Genomic DNA, 15,144 nt, shown 5'->3' on the forward strand with positions numbered 1-15,144 from the left:
CCGCCCCTGGAGGTTCTCAACGAGGCCCTTTCAACCCAAACGGCCGCATAGGCTGCGCTCATAACATGGCTGTCTGGAATCACCGTGGCCCCTCAAACCGCACCATCAGCACGGTATCCGCTCGGAAATACGGTTTCGTAATGTGAGCTGGACTTTGCTGCATGATCAGGGCAGCGAGTGCGACCATCGCGAGGTGTGCCGCTCGAATATCAAGTTTCGTGGGCTGAGCTGCGATTAAGCGGCGTGGTGGTCTTCGCTCATCACGCCTGCGACGACGAGCCTTCGGCGGATGGATCGCAGGCCATTGAGTTCGGTCACGTCGCGGGCGGACTGCGTTGCAGTGTCCGGCGGCCGTTGGCGCTGGGGACTGGTGCGGCCGGTGCCCGTTGTAGTGGTTCAGAGACTCGCGGAGCACGAGGGCCAGATGGCGTTCGCTGAGGATCAGCATCCGGTCCGGGAGTTCGCGGCGCAGGGCGCCGATGGCCCGGTCGCAAATGGCGTTCATCCTCGCCGTCTGCGGCAGTGTGGTGATGGTCCGCAGCCCATTGGCTGTGAAACCTCCCGAAGGGCGACGGTGAAGAGCGGGGCCCGATCGTGGATCAAGAATCGTAGCCTGGCGATGCGCTCCCCAGATCCATGACCAAGTTGCGGGCCTGCTGCACCGTCCACGCCCCAGTCGGATGCGCGGTCACCCTACCCTGAAGGGTGTCAATACTCCGTTCAGGAACCGTGAGCTGCGGGTTTGTCTCGGTTTCCAGGTCGGAGCAGTAGCCTGGGTCGGGCATGCGCTCGAGCTCGTGGCGCTCCGTCTCTTCTATCTGATCTTCTGCCGCATCGTGGGCCGGCCAACGCTGCTGACTCGTAGCGACGCGACCAAGAACACGGAGATCCTCGTGCTGCGGCACGAGGTCGCCGTGTTACGCCGTCAACTTGGCCGTCCGAGGCTGTTGTGGGCAGATCGAGCGGTGCTGTCCGCGCTGGCCCGCAGACTGCCGGAGATGATGCGGGCACAGCGGATCTCCTCATCGGTGAACACACGGGTTGCCAACGCGCCTCACGCGCCCAGGTCAGCCCCCGAAGCAACGCAGCGCGGGCTTACGCCGGGGATCTCGCCTCCTCCTCCCGTGGTCGACCAGTAGTGGGGCTGCAGACGGGCCGCCGATACGCAGGGCCGCCCTCGCCTAAGCGAACCGTCCCCAGGTCGTGACGAGCGGACGGTAGCCCTGGCGGGACCAGAAGGGGACGGACAGCGGATTCGGGGCCGCGTAGTGCACCAGCATGGTCTCGACGCCTGCCGCTGCGGCCTCGGCATGGGCGTGGGCGACCAGCGCGGCGCCGATGCCGCGGCCCCTGCTGACCGGCCGCGCGTACAAGGAGCCCACGTACGCCACGGGCGGAGGCTTCTGCACAGCGGGCGCGATCCAGCCCGAATGGTCGGGGTGATGGACTGCGAGCATGCCGGCGACTTCACCGTCCGATTCGGCCAGCCAGCACCAGCCGTCGTCACGGGCGAGCTTCTCCTCGAGCTCGGCCCGAGCGGCGGAGGGCGTCGAGGGCAGCACCGAGAACCAGCCGAACTGGGCCTCGTAATCGACCAGCTCCACGTACAGCCGGCACATGGCATCCAGATCGTCCGCCGTGGCCCGCCGTATACCTGGAGACGAGTGGCCGCCCGCTGAAGCGGGGCCGACGCGGACGCCGAGCACGGAGCGTGGCGCGAACCCCCGCCTGACCAGGGCCGCCACGGGCGCGGCATCCCGGCTCGGCCAGTTCACCACGAGCCCGGAACCCGGCTCGGCGTCGAGGGTCGAGATCCACCGGTCGAGGAGGCCGCCGAGGGCGTACGCGGGGTTGTCGTCGGCGACTCTGGCGTGGAGGGAGTAGGTGGTCAGCGGGCCCCAGCGCACTGACGGGGCGCCGGGGTCGGCTCTGGTCACCGAGGGGGCGCCGACAGCGTTCACGGTCTCGATCAGGTCTTCGCCGAGATCCGCAACGGCGACGAGAGGGTCGGCGGCGCGCACACGCTCACGGTGACAATCGATCACATCACTCACGGTTTGCACACTAATCCGCCGTGGCGACATTTCAGCTTCCGCAACGGCTGCGTGCTCGTTTCCGCCCCCACATAGCCATCGAGGCCCGAAGATCGTTGGGGGGGGTCCGAGACGCCCCGCCTGGGATCATGGTGGCGTTGAGGCGTGAGCAGGCATCCGATCGGCCGGTGGCTTTGGCGATCCAAGGCGGGCCGGGGGTTACCGCCATCCAGGGGCAGACCAAGTACGAAAGAAAGGGATGGTCATGTCGCTGACCAGGGCGATCACACGGCCCGCCTAGCGTGCCGCAGGGCCGCGATGGGTGTGCTCTGGAGCTGACGATGTTCACGCAGGTGCGGCGGAGGCGGCGGTTGTGGTGGCCCACCACTGGCGCAAGGGGGCGGCGCCACGTCCTTTGGCGAGGGAGCCGTCGGGGGGGCTCAGCCGTTGGCGGGTGATCGGGTCGATCGCGCCGACCGGACACCACAACCGGCCGGTGAGGGGAAGGGCCGCTGCTTCGTCGATGAGCAGCGACGGATCAGGGAGGGGCCTGGTGAGTGCCGGTCAGGTTGGTCCCGCCGCGAAGGGGTCGCGGGAACCACGGGTTCGGCGTGATCCGGTCCGTGCCCTGCGTGGAACCTTCGTCCGGGATCCGCCTTGGCCGCCCGGCAAACGACACTCTCCTCGACCGGCACCTCGGGGTCCGGGCGGTGCAGGTAGTACAGGTCGACATGGTCCACGCCCAGCCGCCGGAGCGAGGCGTCGACGGCCGCGCGCAGATGCTCGGGCCTTCCGTCCGGCGCAGGCAGGGCGGGGGCGCCGTTCTCGGTGGTCCGCGCGACGTTGCCGCCCTTGGTGGCGAGTACGACCTCCTCCCGCCGTCCGGCGATGGCCCTGCCGACGGTCTCCTCGTTGGTGAAGGGTCCGTACACGTCGGCGGTGTCGAGGAAGTTCACGCCCAGGTCCAGCGCTCGCCCGATGACGGTACGGGGGTCCTCGGCGTCCGGGGAGTCGCCGTACGCCCACGTCATCCCCATGCAGTCGAGCCCGACCGCGCCCACCTCCGCTCCGCCGGGCCACAACCGCCGGGTTTCTCCTCTTCATCGGATCAGACCATGCGGTCTGCCAAGGAGCGGAGTGAGGAATCGCCGGTCAGCGGAGGCGTCGGAGATGGATTCGGCGCCGTCGTGGGCGGTGTGCCCGCCGTCCATGGGGATCTCTCTCCGCGCCGCTGATGCAGGACGACTCGTCGGAGATCAGGAAGGCCGGTGAAGCGGCTCAGGCGCCGTCGCCAGGGTTCGCCGGGCCGTCGCGGAGTACGCCGCGTACCGTGTCGAGCCGTACACCCGGGTCGAACTCCGTCAGCCACCAGGTCGCGCCGGCGGCGGCGTACGGCAGCGGGTCGACGCCGGCGGGCAGGCTGACGGCGATGTCGTACGAAGCCATGTCGCCGTTTCGCAGCTCGGTGAGGGTGCCGGCGACCTCGGCGAGCTGGTCCGGGTGTTCCAGGTTGATCGGAAAGAAGCCGTCGAGCCGGGCGGCGCGGCGGATCGGCTTGACGTTGCCGGGGAATCCGGCGGCCCATACCGGCACGCCTGGCCACTGAACCGGCTGCGGCAGGAACGTGATGTCATCGACGGTGTAATGCTCGCCGCGGTGGCGCACCGGCTCCCCGGACCACGCGGCGGCCAGGATGGCCAAGGACTCGTCGAGCATCCGCCCCCGCTGCCGGTCGTCGAGCTGCTCGCCGGTCCTGGACAGCTCGCCGCCGAACCGATCACTGCCGAGTCCGACGCCCAGGGTGAGGCGGCCGTCGCTCAGCTGGTCCAGTGTCGCGGTTTCCCGCGCCACCTTGGCCGGACGCCGGCGGGCGAGCGTCGCCACCATCGGACCGAGCCGCAGCCGCTTGGTGGCGGTCGCGACCGCCGCGAGCGTGATCCACGAGTCGGCGACCTGCTGGACCGGCGCCCGCCAGGACAGGTGATCCCACACGAAGCAGCCGTCCCACCCGGCCTCCTCCGCGTCGGCGGCCAGGTTCGCCACCGCCCGCGGGTCGGCGAGCTCGTCGAAGAGCGGCAGCCAGAGTGCCGATCGCAGCCGGCTCACGGGCGCTCTCCGCTGGAGACCGAAAGGATCTCTGCGATCGCGATGTCCCAGAGCTCCGGTGGCGGCATCTGGTGCCCCATGCCCTCGAGCGGGACCAGCCGGGCTCCCGGGATCTCCCGTGCCAGCGCCTCGCCGTGCCCGTACGGGAGCAGCGGGTCCGCGGTGCCGTGCAACACCAGCGTGGGCGTCGCGATGGCACCAAGACGGGCGCGGACGGGCTCGCCGCCGTCGAGCTGCCAGTGGTTCTGCGCCGAGGCAGGGGACGGGCTGCGGTCCCAGACGCGGCCGGCGATGCGGCGCATCCGCTCCTCGTCGACGGGAATGGTGCCCGCGAAGGTGCGCTCGCCGTCGGTGTAGTACGCGATGACGGCCTCGCGGTCGGACCAGTCGGGCGTCTGGTCGCCGTCCTCGGCGAACCGCTTCGCCAGTTCGGGGCTCATCGGCGGCAGGTCATGGCGGTCGGGGCCGCCGGGTCCGCCCGGGCTGGTGGCGATGAGCGTCAGGGAGGCGACCCGGCCGGGGTGGCGCACGGCCAGGCGCTGGGCGATTCCGCCGCCCATGGAGACGCCGACGATGTGGGCGGCCGCGATGCCGAGTTCGTCGAGCAGGCCGACGGCGTCGTCGAACAGGGCGTCGTTTCCGTACGGCGGCGCGCCGGGCGGGAAGGTCGTGGAGCGGCCGGTGTCCCGGGTGTCGTACCGGATGACGTGCCGGCCGCCGGCGGCGAGGCGCTCGCAGAAGTCGTCGTCCCACCAGTCCATCGACGCCTCGGCGCCGCCGATGAGCAGCAGGGCGGGCGCGGCCGGGTCGCCGAACGTCTGGACGCAGAGCTTTATGCCGTTGATGTCGAGGAGCCGCTCGGGGTGATCTTGGTTGGCGTTCATGTCCGGCACGCTAAGCCTGGCCGCCCCATCGCGAAAAGCTATGATTTTCGATCGAGTCGATCGCCTACAGCGATATACCGTGTTCCATCTGGCCGGCCAGCTCAGCGGCGGCCGCGACGGCGAGATCGATGGCCAGGGCCGCCAGCGGCGACCGGATGCGCCCGGCCGGCCGACACAGGTACCACGTGCAGGTGGGCGGCGGTTCCAGCCGATGGATACGGAGCCGGTCGTCGGACCAGACGTCCGACCCCAGGAGGGCGAGCCAGGGCAACACCGCCGAGCCCAGGCCCACCCGCACCATCGAGACGACGGTTTCGTGGCCGGCCGTGCGGAACACGATCCGCGGCCGGGCACCCGCGCCGGCGAGCTCCCGTTCCAGCCATCTTTGGTGGACGGTGGGCGGCCAGGCGACCATGGGAGTGTCGTCGAGCAGCTCGACCGGTACCGGACCGTCGGGGAACGCGCCCGCGGCGGCCACCAGGAGGTGAGGCTCGTCCAGCAGCTCGACGTGTTCGACGTCGCCGTCGATGCGGTCGTAGTGGAACAACAGGTCGAGATCTCCGATGTTCGGGTTCTCCGGTTCCACCTCCGACAGCCTGACGTCGCAGCCGGGGTGCTCGCCCAGCAACCCGCGCACCACTGCGGGCAGGATCAACCGGGTCGCGCCCTGGAAGGTGCCGATGTCGATCCGGCCGTGCCCCGCCTTGAACCGATCGACGGCGTCGGTCAGCGCCTCCGACCTCGCGAGCAGATCACGCCCGTGGGCCAGGACCAGCTCGCCGAGAGGAGTGGCGCGTACCGGCCTTGGACCTCCCGGCCGGTCGAAGACGGCCCCGCCGACGGCCTTCTCCAGCGCGGCGATCTGCTGGCTCACCGACGACTGGGTGTAGCCGAGGCGAACCGCCGCCCGGCCGAACGTCCCCTCCTCGGCGATGGCGGCCATCGTCCTCAGGTGGCGCAGCTCCACGTCAGCCATGACAGCCAGAGTATCGCCAAGAGCGATTGATTCGAGCGAGGTAATCACATTTATCGATGAATGCGTGCTACTCCCCGTGCCCCTGCGCGACCGGCTGGGCCGCAGCCCTCATGCTCCCGCCGTCGGCTGCCTCCACACCACCCGGCCCCGGCGCGCTCAACCCTCTGAGAAGAGGGTGACCAGTTCCTTCCTCATGACGTCGTCCAGGGTGTGGCCGAAGGCCCGGGACAGTTTGTCGACGAGGGTGTGGCCACGCGTCTCGCGTTGCCGGAGCACGGCGCCGACGTCTGCGAGAGGCGGCCCTGGGACCTCCGTCGTCTCGTCCGCCGGGACGGTCTAGTAGGAGTTGGCGATTCCGAGGGGGAACCAGAACAGCTGGATGATCGAGCTGTCGCCGGCCGGTTCCTCGCCCTCGGAGCTGCCGAATGTGACGGCGGCGCCGTCGTACCACCAGTCGGTGTTGGCGGGAATGGGCACGGTCATCACGTTCGAGGTGGTGAGGGTGTTCCCGCCTCCCGGAGGGGCGACGATGACACCGCCCTCCACGACGAACCCTCGCGGCCCCCACCACGACGGCCACCCACGTGCGGCCGCCACCGACGGTCACGACGGGGCCGAGCATGGTGACCTGCCCGCCCACCGCGTCGAGACCGCCGGTCAGTGTGGCCACGCCGCTGACGGTGAGCGGCCCGCTGACGTTCGCCGCGCTCATGCCCGCCCCGGCCAGCACCGTCTGCCCACAGGACGCCGAGCGCGCAGGCGGAGGTGAGGCTGCTCGCCGTGACGTCGCCGGCGAGGAGCGTGCCGGTGGTCGTCGTACCGGCGAGGGCGGCCGCCCCGGTGATCTTCGCGCTCCCTGCCGTGAGGGACGTGGCGACGAGATCGGGATCCTGTACGGCGACCGTCGTCGACATCGCCGCCGTCAGGGGCGCCCCGGTCGGCCCGACCACGTCGACGACGACCGTGAAGACCGTGTCGCAGAACAGCCGGCGCGAGGTCCAACCGCTGTTCCGCAGCTCCACTACGCTCCCCTGGCCCGCCGCGCTGGAGTAGTAGACGGTGAACGCCTTCTCCGTGTCGACGACCGAACAGTTCCAGATGAGGGTCACCGAGTCGACGTAGCCGACCTGCGACACCGGCACCAGCGAGACTGGACCCGGATGATGCGGGCTGCCGGGCGCGCTCTCTGCTTCGAGACCGCCCAGACCGGGATGACCCGCCGTGCCTTCGCCGAACACGTCAAGGTGTCGTTCGCCGAGGTCGCCGAGTACCAGCGGCGCGGCCTGATCCACTTCCACGCCATCATGCCTCGACGGCCCCGCCGGACCGCACCAGCCGCCACCCGACTGGGCCGACCACCACCTGCTCACCCAGGCCATCCCACCCGCCGCGTAACAGGTCACCGTCACCACGCCACCCAGCGATCTCGGCCGATGGACCCTCACCTGGGGCGAACAGCTCGACCTCCGCCCCATCCTGTTCGACCCACGCGCCGACGGGCTCAGCGAACGCGCCGTCGCCTCCTACATCGCCAAGTACGCCACCAAAGGTGCCGAAGCCTCCGGCACCGTCGACCACCGCCTGTCCTGCCGGGCCTGCGCCGGACGCGGACGACTGACCGCGATGACTCCCTGCGGACACTGCCACGGCACCGGCCTCAAGCCCGGCCTCACCCTCGATGCTCTACCCGTCACCGACCACGCCCGCCGCATGATCCGCACCTGCTGGGAGCTGGGCGCACGCCCCGAATACCGGGCACTGCGGCTCCGCCCCTGGGCGCACATGCTCGGCTTCCGCGGCCACTTCTCCAGCAAGAGCCGCGCCTACTCACTCAACCTCACCGACCTGCGCAACGCCCGCGCCGCCCACCGCGCCGCCGAAGCCCGCGAACGCCACGGCCTGCCCGCCCTGGATGACGCCACCACCCTCGTCCTGGGCCACTGGCGCTTCGCCGGAATCGGCTACACCTCCGGCGAAGCCATCATGGCCGAACACATCCGCCAGCGCGTCCAGACCGCCCGCCACATCGCGGCCGCGCAGGCGGATGAATGACCCCACCCCTCCCCGCCCACGACCCGCGGCTCTACCGCGTCACCGACGCCATGCACCTGCTCAGCCTCAGCCGCAGCGTGATCTACGAACTCCTGCGCTCCGGCCGGCTCCGCTCCGTCACCCAGGGCGGACCCGGCTCAGCCCCGCCTCAGCCATAGAGGACTACATCTCCCTGCTCGAACAGGAGGCTCCATGACCGAACGACGCAGCCGAGGAGACGGCGGCCTGCACTGGGACGAGAACCGGCAACGCTGGATCGCCTCAGTCACGGTCGGCTACACCCCGGCGGGCAAGCGCACCGTCAAGAAGGCCAGCGGCAAGACCAAGACCGAAGCCAAGGCCAAGCTCAAAGAGATCATCCGCGACCACGACGACGGGCTTGCCAGCGGCCCGGCGAACTACACCGTCTCGGACGCCGTGACGAGCTGGCTCGTCTACGGCCTGCACGGCCGCAACCAGACCACGGTCACCAACTACCAGACCCTGTGCCCCAAGCACATCCTCCCCGACCTGGGCGCCCGGAAGCTGCGCGAGCTGAGCGCCGAGGACGTGGATCGGTGGCTCGTCGGCAAGGCCAAGGTCTTGGCCGCTCGCACGGTCCGACTGCTCCACTCCTGCCTGAACCGCGCCGTTAAGTTCGCTCAGGCCCGTGACAAGGGGAAGCGCAACGTCGTGGGCCTCTGCGAGATCCCCGAGGGCAGGGAAGGCCGCCCGTCCAAGTCCCTCACCCTCGACCAGGCCACCGCCCTCCTCGACGCGGCGGAAGGCACGCGCCTGTACGCCTACATCGTCCTGTCGCTGCTGATCGGTGCCCGCACGGAGGAACTGCGGGCGCTCACCTGGAAGGAGGACGATCTCCTCGGAGATCCGGACAAGGACGTTCCGCCGTGGATCGCCGTGTGGCGCTCGGTACGCGAAGGAGGCGACACCAAGACCAAGCGCTCACGGAGGTCACTGGCGCTGCCCAAGCGCTGCGTGGAAGCGCTCAAGACGCACCGCGAACAGCAACGGAAGGACAGGAAGGCGGCGGGCGAGAAATGGCAGGATCACGGACTCGTCTTCGCCTCGCTCGTCGGCACACCGCTCGACGCCCACAACGTCAGACGAGCATTCCGGAAGATCGTCAAGGATGCCGGAATGCCCGCGTACTACTGGACGCCCCGAGAGATGCGGCACAGTTTCGTCTCGCTGCTCTCCGACTCCGGGGTTCCTCTGGAGGACATCGCCCGGCTCGTCGGCCACAGCGGGACGGCGGTCACCGAAGCCGTCTATCGGAAGCAGATCCGGCCCGTACTCCTGCAAGGAGCTGCGGCGATGGACACGATCTTCGCTCGGTAGTCACTCACCAATGCGAAAGGGTGCCACCCTTCGAGTGACACCCTTACCGACCAGCTAAAACCTGGTCGGGACGACAGGATTTGAACCTGCGACCCCTTGACCCCCAGAACAGGGTGTCAAGTGTTTCCGCACGTCAAGCGCGCACAGCGCAGAACCGCGGCAGGACATTGCGTTCCCCGACTTGCGGTTCGTTCCACCGCGTGCGCTACGTGTGGTCCCCAGTGGGTCCCCAGACGATCTGGCTCGCTTCGTCAGGTGTCCGAGCTCGGTCAGAGCTTCGGCGAGATCACGACGGGAGCTGACCCCGATCTTGCCGAAGGCCTTGCGTAGATGCCACTCGACGGTCCTGGCGCTGAGGAAGAGCTGGGCTCCGATGGTCGCGTTGGTGTGACCCTCGGCGGCCAGCCGGACGATCAGGGCCTCCTGGTTGGTGAGGGCGGCCAGCGCCGTGGCGGGTTCGCCACGTCTGCGGACGCGGACGCCCAGCTCGGCGAGTTCGGTGCGGGCGCGTTCCGCGAAGGCGCGGACGTCCAGCCCCGACAGGGTCTCGTAGGCTGTCTGCGGCCGGTTACGGGCCTCGGTCTCCCGGCCCTCCCTGCGCAGCCACTCGCCGAACAGGAGATGCGCGCGGCCCAGCTCGGGACGGAGCGGGGTGCGCTCCAGCCGGTCGATTCCTTCGTGGTAGAGCCGCTCGGCCTCGTCGCCCTCGCACAACAGCGCGCGCCCGAGCCTGGATACCGAGCCCGAAGTCCGCGCCGCCCGCGTTCGTCGCCTCCGCCAGCAGTTCCATTGCCTCGTGCGCGAGTCCTGGCCTTCCCGCTCGCACGGCGGCCTCGACCCGCTCGGGAAGCGTCCACATGCCGACGAGCAGTCCGGGGGTCACCAGCCGGACCTGCTCGGCCGCCCGCAGCGCCTGCTCATGGCGGCCGAACCCGTTGTGGAGGATGGCTGCGCTCCAGTGGGCGTAGGCCGCGGCGATCGACTGCCCGCGTGCGGCGGCCGCCGCGATGCTGCCCTCGATCATCGGGAGAGCCGCGTCCTCGTCGCCGCGCAGGCAGAGCAGGTGGAGCTCGACGAACGGGGCCGCGGGGGCGCCGGTGGCTTCACAGACGGCGTTGTACTCGGTGATCAGCGCGTGCGCCGCGGCGAAGTCGCCCGCCCAGACCGCGACGGTGCCGAGGTTGCCCAGGACGTTCGAGAGCCGACCGAGCACTCCCGCCGCCCTGACCACTTCGAGATGGCGCTCCAGTACGGTGACCCACGCGTCGTGGTCCCAGAGCGCGCTGCACGCCCCCTGGGCGAAGAAGCCCCACGTCAGCTCGTCTTTCAGGGTCAGCCTCTCGCCGGTGATCAGCTTCCTGAGCTCTCTCAAAGCCGGCCCTGCGGCAGCCGGGCCGTCGGTCGCCAGCAGTGTCAGGGCGTCCAGGATCAGATCTCGGGTGCCCAGCGGGCGCTCGGCGGGCAGGACGGCACGCGCCGCCCGGCAGATCTCCGCGCTGGTGGCCCTGGCAGCCGGGCCGCCGGTGTGCATCGAGGAGATCCAGGCGTGCAGATACGTCTCGCGCGACAGGTCGGCGTCGAGTGGTTCCATCCGCCGGGCCGCGCTCAGCAGTTCGGCGGGGCTGTCGGCGCTGAGTCCCGTGAAGAAGGTCATCTGCGCGCGCATCAACTGCGCGCGGGCGCCACGCCACTCGTCCGGCGGGCCCGCGTCGACGGCTGCCAGCAGGCCGAGCGTCTTGCCCTGTGCCCCGGCGTACATGCTGGCCTGGGCCGCGGCCAGCTGCCGTTCGGCCCGGTGCGCGGGTTCCCCGGTGCGCGGGTTCCCCAGTGAGCGCGGCCGCCTTCTCCAGGAAGGCCGCGGCCGCGGTGAAGCCGCCGCGCGACTGGGCGCGTTCGGCCGAACGCTCCAGGTCGGCTGCGACCTCGTCGTCATGGCCGACCGTCGCCTGTGCCCGGTGCCACGCGCGCCGGTCGGGGTCCTTCTCCTGTTCGGTCGCCTCGGCGAGCGCCAGGCGATGGTCGGCACGCGCCTCCGGCGACGCCGACCAGTAGAACGCCGACCGGCCAGGGGATGGCGGAAGCGCACGCGCGCACCGAACTCCGCCAGCCCCGACGACCGCACGAACACGACCGCCTGGTGCGGGATGCCGAGCTGTCCAACGGCCCGCCACACCAGTGCCGCGTCGCCCGAGGGGTCGGCGGCGACGAGCTGGAGCAGCCTGCGCGAGTCGTCGGGCAGGTCGGCCAGGTCGCGCAGGAAGCTCTCCTCGATCCGGTTCGACAGCGGCACCAGGGCGGGCAGACCGAACCCGCCGGCCATCTGTTCGCTGGTCAGCCCCTTCGGCAGCTCCAGCAGCGCCAGGGGGTTCCCACGGGTCTCCGCGACGATCTGGTCCTTGATCCGGTCGTCGAGCGGGGTGGTGAGGACAGAGTTGAGCAGGGCGAGCGCGTCGGGCTCGGCAAGCCCGCCCACCTCCATCTCGGGAAGTCCGGCGAGCTCGTCCGTGGCGGTTCTCGTGCCGAACACCAGCGCGACGGGATCGGCCGCGAGCCGCCGCGCCACGAATCCGAGTGCCTGCGCCGACGCCTGGTCGAGCCAGTGGACGTCGTCGATGACGCACACCACCGGACGTTCCTCCGCCGCGTCGGCGAGCAGGCTCAGCAGCGCGAGCCCGACCAGGAACCGGTCGGGCGGAATTCCGTCGACAAGCCCGAAGGCGGTTTGTAGCGCCTTCCGCTGTGGCCCGGGCAGCCGCTCCAGCCCGGTCAGCATCGGGACGCAGAGCTGGTGGAGTCCGGCGAAGGCCAGCTCCATCTCCGACTGGACTCCGGCCACCCGCAGAATCCGGCACCCGGCGGCCACTCCGGCGAGGTGCTCGATCAGCGCGGTCTTACCCACGCCCGGATCGCCGCGCAGGACCAGGACCCGGCTCTCGCCCGTCTTGACCGCGTTGACGACCTGCACGAGGACGTCGCGCTCCTCGCGTCTGCCGTACAACTCGGTCATTCAACGCGTCCTGCGGGGCGGGTGGAGCGGCGCGTCGCGGAGTTCCCTGCGCGAGGTGATGCCGAGCTTGCCGAAGACCTTGCGTAGGTGCCATTCGACGGTGCGGGCGCTGATGTACAGCTCGGCACCGATCTCGGCATTGGTGCGCCCGTCTCTGGCCATCCGAGCGACCTGCTCCTCTTGCGGGGTGAGGTCGTCGGCGGTGTCGGCGGTACGCTTGCGCACTTTCTCGCCGGTGGCCAGCAGCTCGTGCCTGGCCCGTTCGGCGAAGCCGTCGGCGCCCATCGCGATGAACTCTTCGTAGGCCTGCTTGAGTTGCTGACGGGCGGCCACCCGGCTGCGCTCGCGGCGCAGCCACTCGCCGTACACCAGGCGGGTCCTGGCCAGCTCGAACCTCAGCCGGGTCCGGCTGAGCCGCTCAACGGCCTCGGCGTAGGACCGGTCGGCCTCGTCGCCGTGGCTGACGAGAGCGCGAGCGCGGGCCTGTAGGCCGAGCCCCCACTCCAGGTCCGAACCTGCGGTGTACGTCCCGAGCCGGACCAGGGCCCTCTCCGCGAGTGCGGTCGCGCCGCTGCGCACCGCGGCCTCGACCAGGTCGGGCAGCGCCTGTGCGGTGAACGGGCCGAGGTCGCCACTCGCGGCCCGTTCGGCGGCGGCCGTCGCCTCGGCGTAGTGCCCGAGGCCCAGGTGGAGCAGTGCGGTGGCTCGCTCGGTGAAGTACAGGCCGAGCCCTTCGCCGCGCGCGCTCGCCTCGGCGGCGGCTTCCGTGAGCAGCGGCAGCGCCTGCGCCGCGCGGCCTTGATAGGCGAGGAGGAAGAAGTCGCCGTATGAGGCCCGGCGAGTGCCTGTGGCCTCCTTGACCGTCGACTCCTCCAGACCCAGCTCATGGGCGTACATCACGTCGCCGCGCCACAGCGCGATGACCCGGCGGACGTTCAGCGCGTTGATGAGCGGCACGAGAGCGCCGCTGGCGCGAGCCAGGTCGGCGTGCCGGGCATTGGCGGCCTCCCAGCCCTCGTAGTCCCACAGCGACAGCGCGGCGTTCGCGACCAGCACGCCGTACCGCAGCCACAGGTCGGCCGGGACGCCGTCGGCGAGGAACTCGGTGACCGCCTCGCGCAGCGAGGGCCGTCCCGCCCCGGTGCCGGTGGTGATGAGGGCGGCCAGGCCGTCGAGCAGATGATCGGCGGCGGTCGGAGCGTCGTTCAAGGGTGGCGTCGCGGCGGAGACGGCGGACAGGTCGCCCCCGGGAACGGCGAGACGACCGGCGACGAGGGCCGCGCTCCAGGCGTCGAGCAGCGTGTGCCTGGCGAGCCTGCTGTCCAGGGGTTCGAGCCGCCGGGCTGCGCGCAGCAGCGCCGCCGGAGCCTCGCGCCCGGAGTGGGCGGCGCGGTCGGTGAGCCCCCGGATCAGGTAGATCCGGGCGCTCTGCAGATCGTCGACCGGGAGGGCTTCGGCGCGGGCGAGCATGGCGAGCACGGATGCGAAGTCGCCCGCGTCGAGCGCGGCACGGGACGCGGCGAGCGTGCGCTCGATCTTGAGCCCGGGGTCGATGGTGAGCTCGGAGGAGCGCCGCAGCAGCGCCGCGGCGGCCGCGAACCCGCCTCGGGACTCCACCCCTTCCGCGACGGCGGCGAGTTCGGCCGCGAGCCGCTCGTCAGGGCCTGTCGCCGCCGCGGCCAGGTGCCAGACCCGGCGCCGTCGATCGCCGCCGCCCTCCGACGCGCCGGCCAGCGCACGGTGTACGGCCCGCCGCGCCTCGGCGTCGCCGGCGGCGTAGGCGGCGGAACGCACCAGCGGATGCCGGAACCTGACGTTCCCGCCGATCTCGACGAGCTGCGCCTCCTGCGCCGGGACCGCCTGCTCGGCTTCGAGGCCGAGGGCCTGCGAGGCGCGCCAGAACAGGGCAGCGTCACCGGTGGGGTCGGCCGCCGCCAGCAGGAGCAGCAGCCGGGTGGGTTCCGGAAGCGCGCGGATGCGGTTCTCGTACCGCTCCTGGAGCGCGCCGGTCCCGATGGCAGGAAGCGCGAAGCCGCCGAGCAGTTCGGCCCGGCCGCTGTGTGACAGCTCCAGCAGGGCCAGGGGGTTGCCGCGGGTCTCGGCCACGATACGGTCGGCGACCTTGGCGTCGAGGAGGCCAGGAGTGGTCACGGTCAGGAGCGCCCTGGCGTCCTCCTCGGCCAGTCCGTCGACGGTCAGCTCGGGCAGTCCGGCCAGGAGGGTGTCCTGGCTGGGCTCCCTGACCGCGAAGACCAGCAGAACCGATTCGGCGTGCAGCCGCCTGGCGACGAAGCCGAGCACCTGTCGGGTGGCCACATCGAGCCACTGGGCGTCGTCCACGAGGCAGACGAGCGGCCGTTCCTCGGCCGCTTCCGCCAGGAGGCTCAGCACCGCCAGCCCGAGTACGAGCCTGCCGGGGGCCGGTCCTGTGGCGTTGCCGAACGCCACGTCGATCGCCTGCCGCTGCGGCTCGGGGAGCGTCGCGGCCGAGGCGAGCAGGGGGGCGCAGAGCTGGTGGAGCGCGGCGAACGGCAGGTCGAGCTCGGACTCGACGCCGGTGATCCTGGCGATCCGGCAACCGGAAGCCCGCTCCTCCAGATGGCGCAGGAGCGTGGTCTTGCCCGCGCCCGCCTCGCCGCGCAGGACGAGGACGGCGCTCTCGCCGTCCTCGACGCGAAGCAGCGCCTGATCCAGCCGCTCACGTTCGTGCCGGCGGCCTTGGAGGATCGGCGCTGCTGCCACGCGTCG

Annotated in this window: 13 protein-coding genes and 1 pseudogene; 3 read left to right on the forward strand and 11 right to left on the reverse strand. The window is 70.9% G+C overall.

Annotated features, from left to right (window positions below):
* Window positions 1–79: 79 nt before the first annotated feature.
* The 8 genes from ABT158_RS27370 to ABT158_RS27405 all read right to left on the reverse strand — a co-directional run bounded on the left by ABT158_RS27370 (window position 80) and on the right by ABT158_RS27405 (window position 7,297).
* A complete protein-coding gene (locus ABT158_RS27370; RefSeq protein ID WP_352358448.1) occupies window positions 80–682 on the reverse strand; it encodes an integrase core domain-containing protein in 603 nt (200 codons plus the stop codon).
* A gap of 499 nt (window positions 683–1,181) precedes the next feature.
* The gene (locus ABT158_RS27375) at window positions 1,182–2,054 is read right to left on the reverse strand and encodes a GNAT family N-acetyltransferase (RefSeq protein WP_352358056.1); all 873 of its coding nucleotides are present in this window, start codon (window positions 2,052–2,054) and stop codon (window positions 1,182–1,184) included.
* Between the two features lie 419 nt (window positions 2,055–2,473).
* Window positions 2,474–3,094, reverse strand: a complete 621-nt coding sequence (locus tag ABT158_RS27380; RefSeq protein WP_352358058.1) for an aldo/keto reductase — start codon at window positions 3,092–3,094, stop codon at window positions 2,474–2,476.
* A 217-nt stretch (window positions 3,095–3,311) separates the two neighbouring features.
* A complete protein-coding gene (locus tag ABT158_RS27385) occupies window positions 3,312–4,139 on the reverse strand; it encodes an LLM class flavin-dependent oxidoreductase (protein ID WP_352358060.1) in 828 nt (275 codons plus the stop codon).
* Entirely contained in the window at window positions 4,136–5,023 is an 888-nt protein-coding gene (locus tag ABT158_RS27390) for an alpha/beta fold hydrolase (protein WP_352358062.1), read from the reverse strand. Before ABT158_RS27390 ends, ABT158_RS27385 begins: the two co-directional genes overlap by 4 nt.
* A 64-nt stretch (window positions 5,024–5,087) precedes the next feature.
* On the reverse strand, window positions 5,088–5,999 hold the full coding sequence (locus ABT158_RS27395; protein ID WP_352358064.1) for a LysR family transcriptional regulator: 912 nt from the start codon (window positions 5,997–5,999) through the stop codon (window positions 5,088–5,090).
* A 336-nt stretch (window positions 6,000–6,335) separates the two neighbouring features.
* The gene (locus tag ABT158_RS27400; protein ID WP_352358066.1) at window positions 6,336–6,545 is read right to left on the reverse strand and encodes a hypothetical protein; all 210 of its coding nucleotides are present in this window, start codon (window positions 6,543–6,545) and stop codon (window positions 6,336–6,338) included.
* Window positions 6,482–7,297, reverse strand: coding sequence for a hypothetical protein (locus ABT158_RS27405; RefSeq protein ID WP_352358464.1), 816 nt, complete (start codon window positions 7,295–7,297; stop codon window positions 6,482–6,484). The genes ABT158_RS27400 and ABT158_RS27405 overlap by 64 nt, the downstream gene beginning before the upstream one ends.
* Between ABT158_RS27405 and ABT158_RS27410 the strand changes: the two are divergent.
* The 3 genes and pseudogenes from ABT158_RS27410 (at window position 7,211) to ABT158_RS27420 (ending at window position 9,389) form a co-directional block, all read left to right on the forward strand.
* A pseudogene (locus ABT158_RS27410) lies at window positions 7,211–8,051 on the forward strand (replication initiator). The gene ABT158_RS27405 and the pseudogene ABT158_RS27410 overlap by 87 nt on opposite strands.
* A complete protein-coding gene (locus ABT158_RS27415; RefSeq protein WP_352358068.1) occupies window positions 8,048–8,209 on the forward strand; it encodes a helix-turn-helix domain-containing protein in 162 nt (53 codons plus the stop codon). The pseudogene ABT158_RS27410 and the gene ABT158_RS27415 overlap by 4 nt, the downstream one beginning before the upstream one ends.
* Window positions 8,210–8,243: 34 nt before the next feature.
* The gene (locus tag ABT158_RS27420) at window positions 8,244–9,389 is read left to right on the forward strand and encodes a tyrosine-type recombinase/integrase (protein WP_352358070.1); all 1,146 of its coding nucleotides are present in this window, start codon (window positions 8,244–8,246) and stop codon (window positions 9,387–9,389) included.
* 54 nt (window positions 9,390–9,443) lie between these two features.
* Here the strand turns inward: ABT158_RS27420 and ABT158_RS27425 are convergent, their stop codons facing one another.
* The 3 genes from ABT158_RS27425 to ABT158_RS27435 are packed head-to-tail and all read right to left on the reverse strand — an operon-like array spanning window position 9,444 to window position 15,138.
* Window positions 9,444–10,061, reverse strand: a complete 618-nt coding sequence (locus ABT158_RS27425; protein ID WP_352358450.1) for a response regulator transcription factor — start codon at window positions 10,059–10,061, stop codon at window positions 9,444–9,446.
* Entirely contained in the window at window positions 9,958–12,396 is a 2,439-nt protein-coding gene (locus ABT158_RS27430; RefSeq protein ID WP_352358072.1) for an AAA family ATPase, read from the reverse strand. Before ABT158_RS27430 ends, ABT158_RS27425 begins: the two co-directional genes overlap by 104 nt.
* Window positions 12,397–15,138, reverse strand: coding sequence for a BREX system ATP-binding domain-containing protein (locus tag ABT158_RS27435; RefSeq protein WP_352358074.1), 2,742 nt, complete (start codon window positions 15,136–15,138; stop codon window positions 12,397–12,399).
* Between the last annotated feature and the right edge of the window lie 6 nt (window positions 15,139–15,144).

The sequence above is a fragment of the Nonomuraea sp. NPDC001636 genome, assembly GCF_040298265.1.
GTDB lineage: Bacteria > Actinomycetota > Actinomycetes > Streptosporangiales > Streptosporangiaceae > Nonomuraea.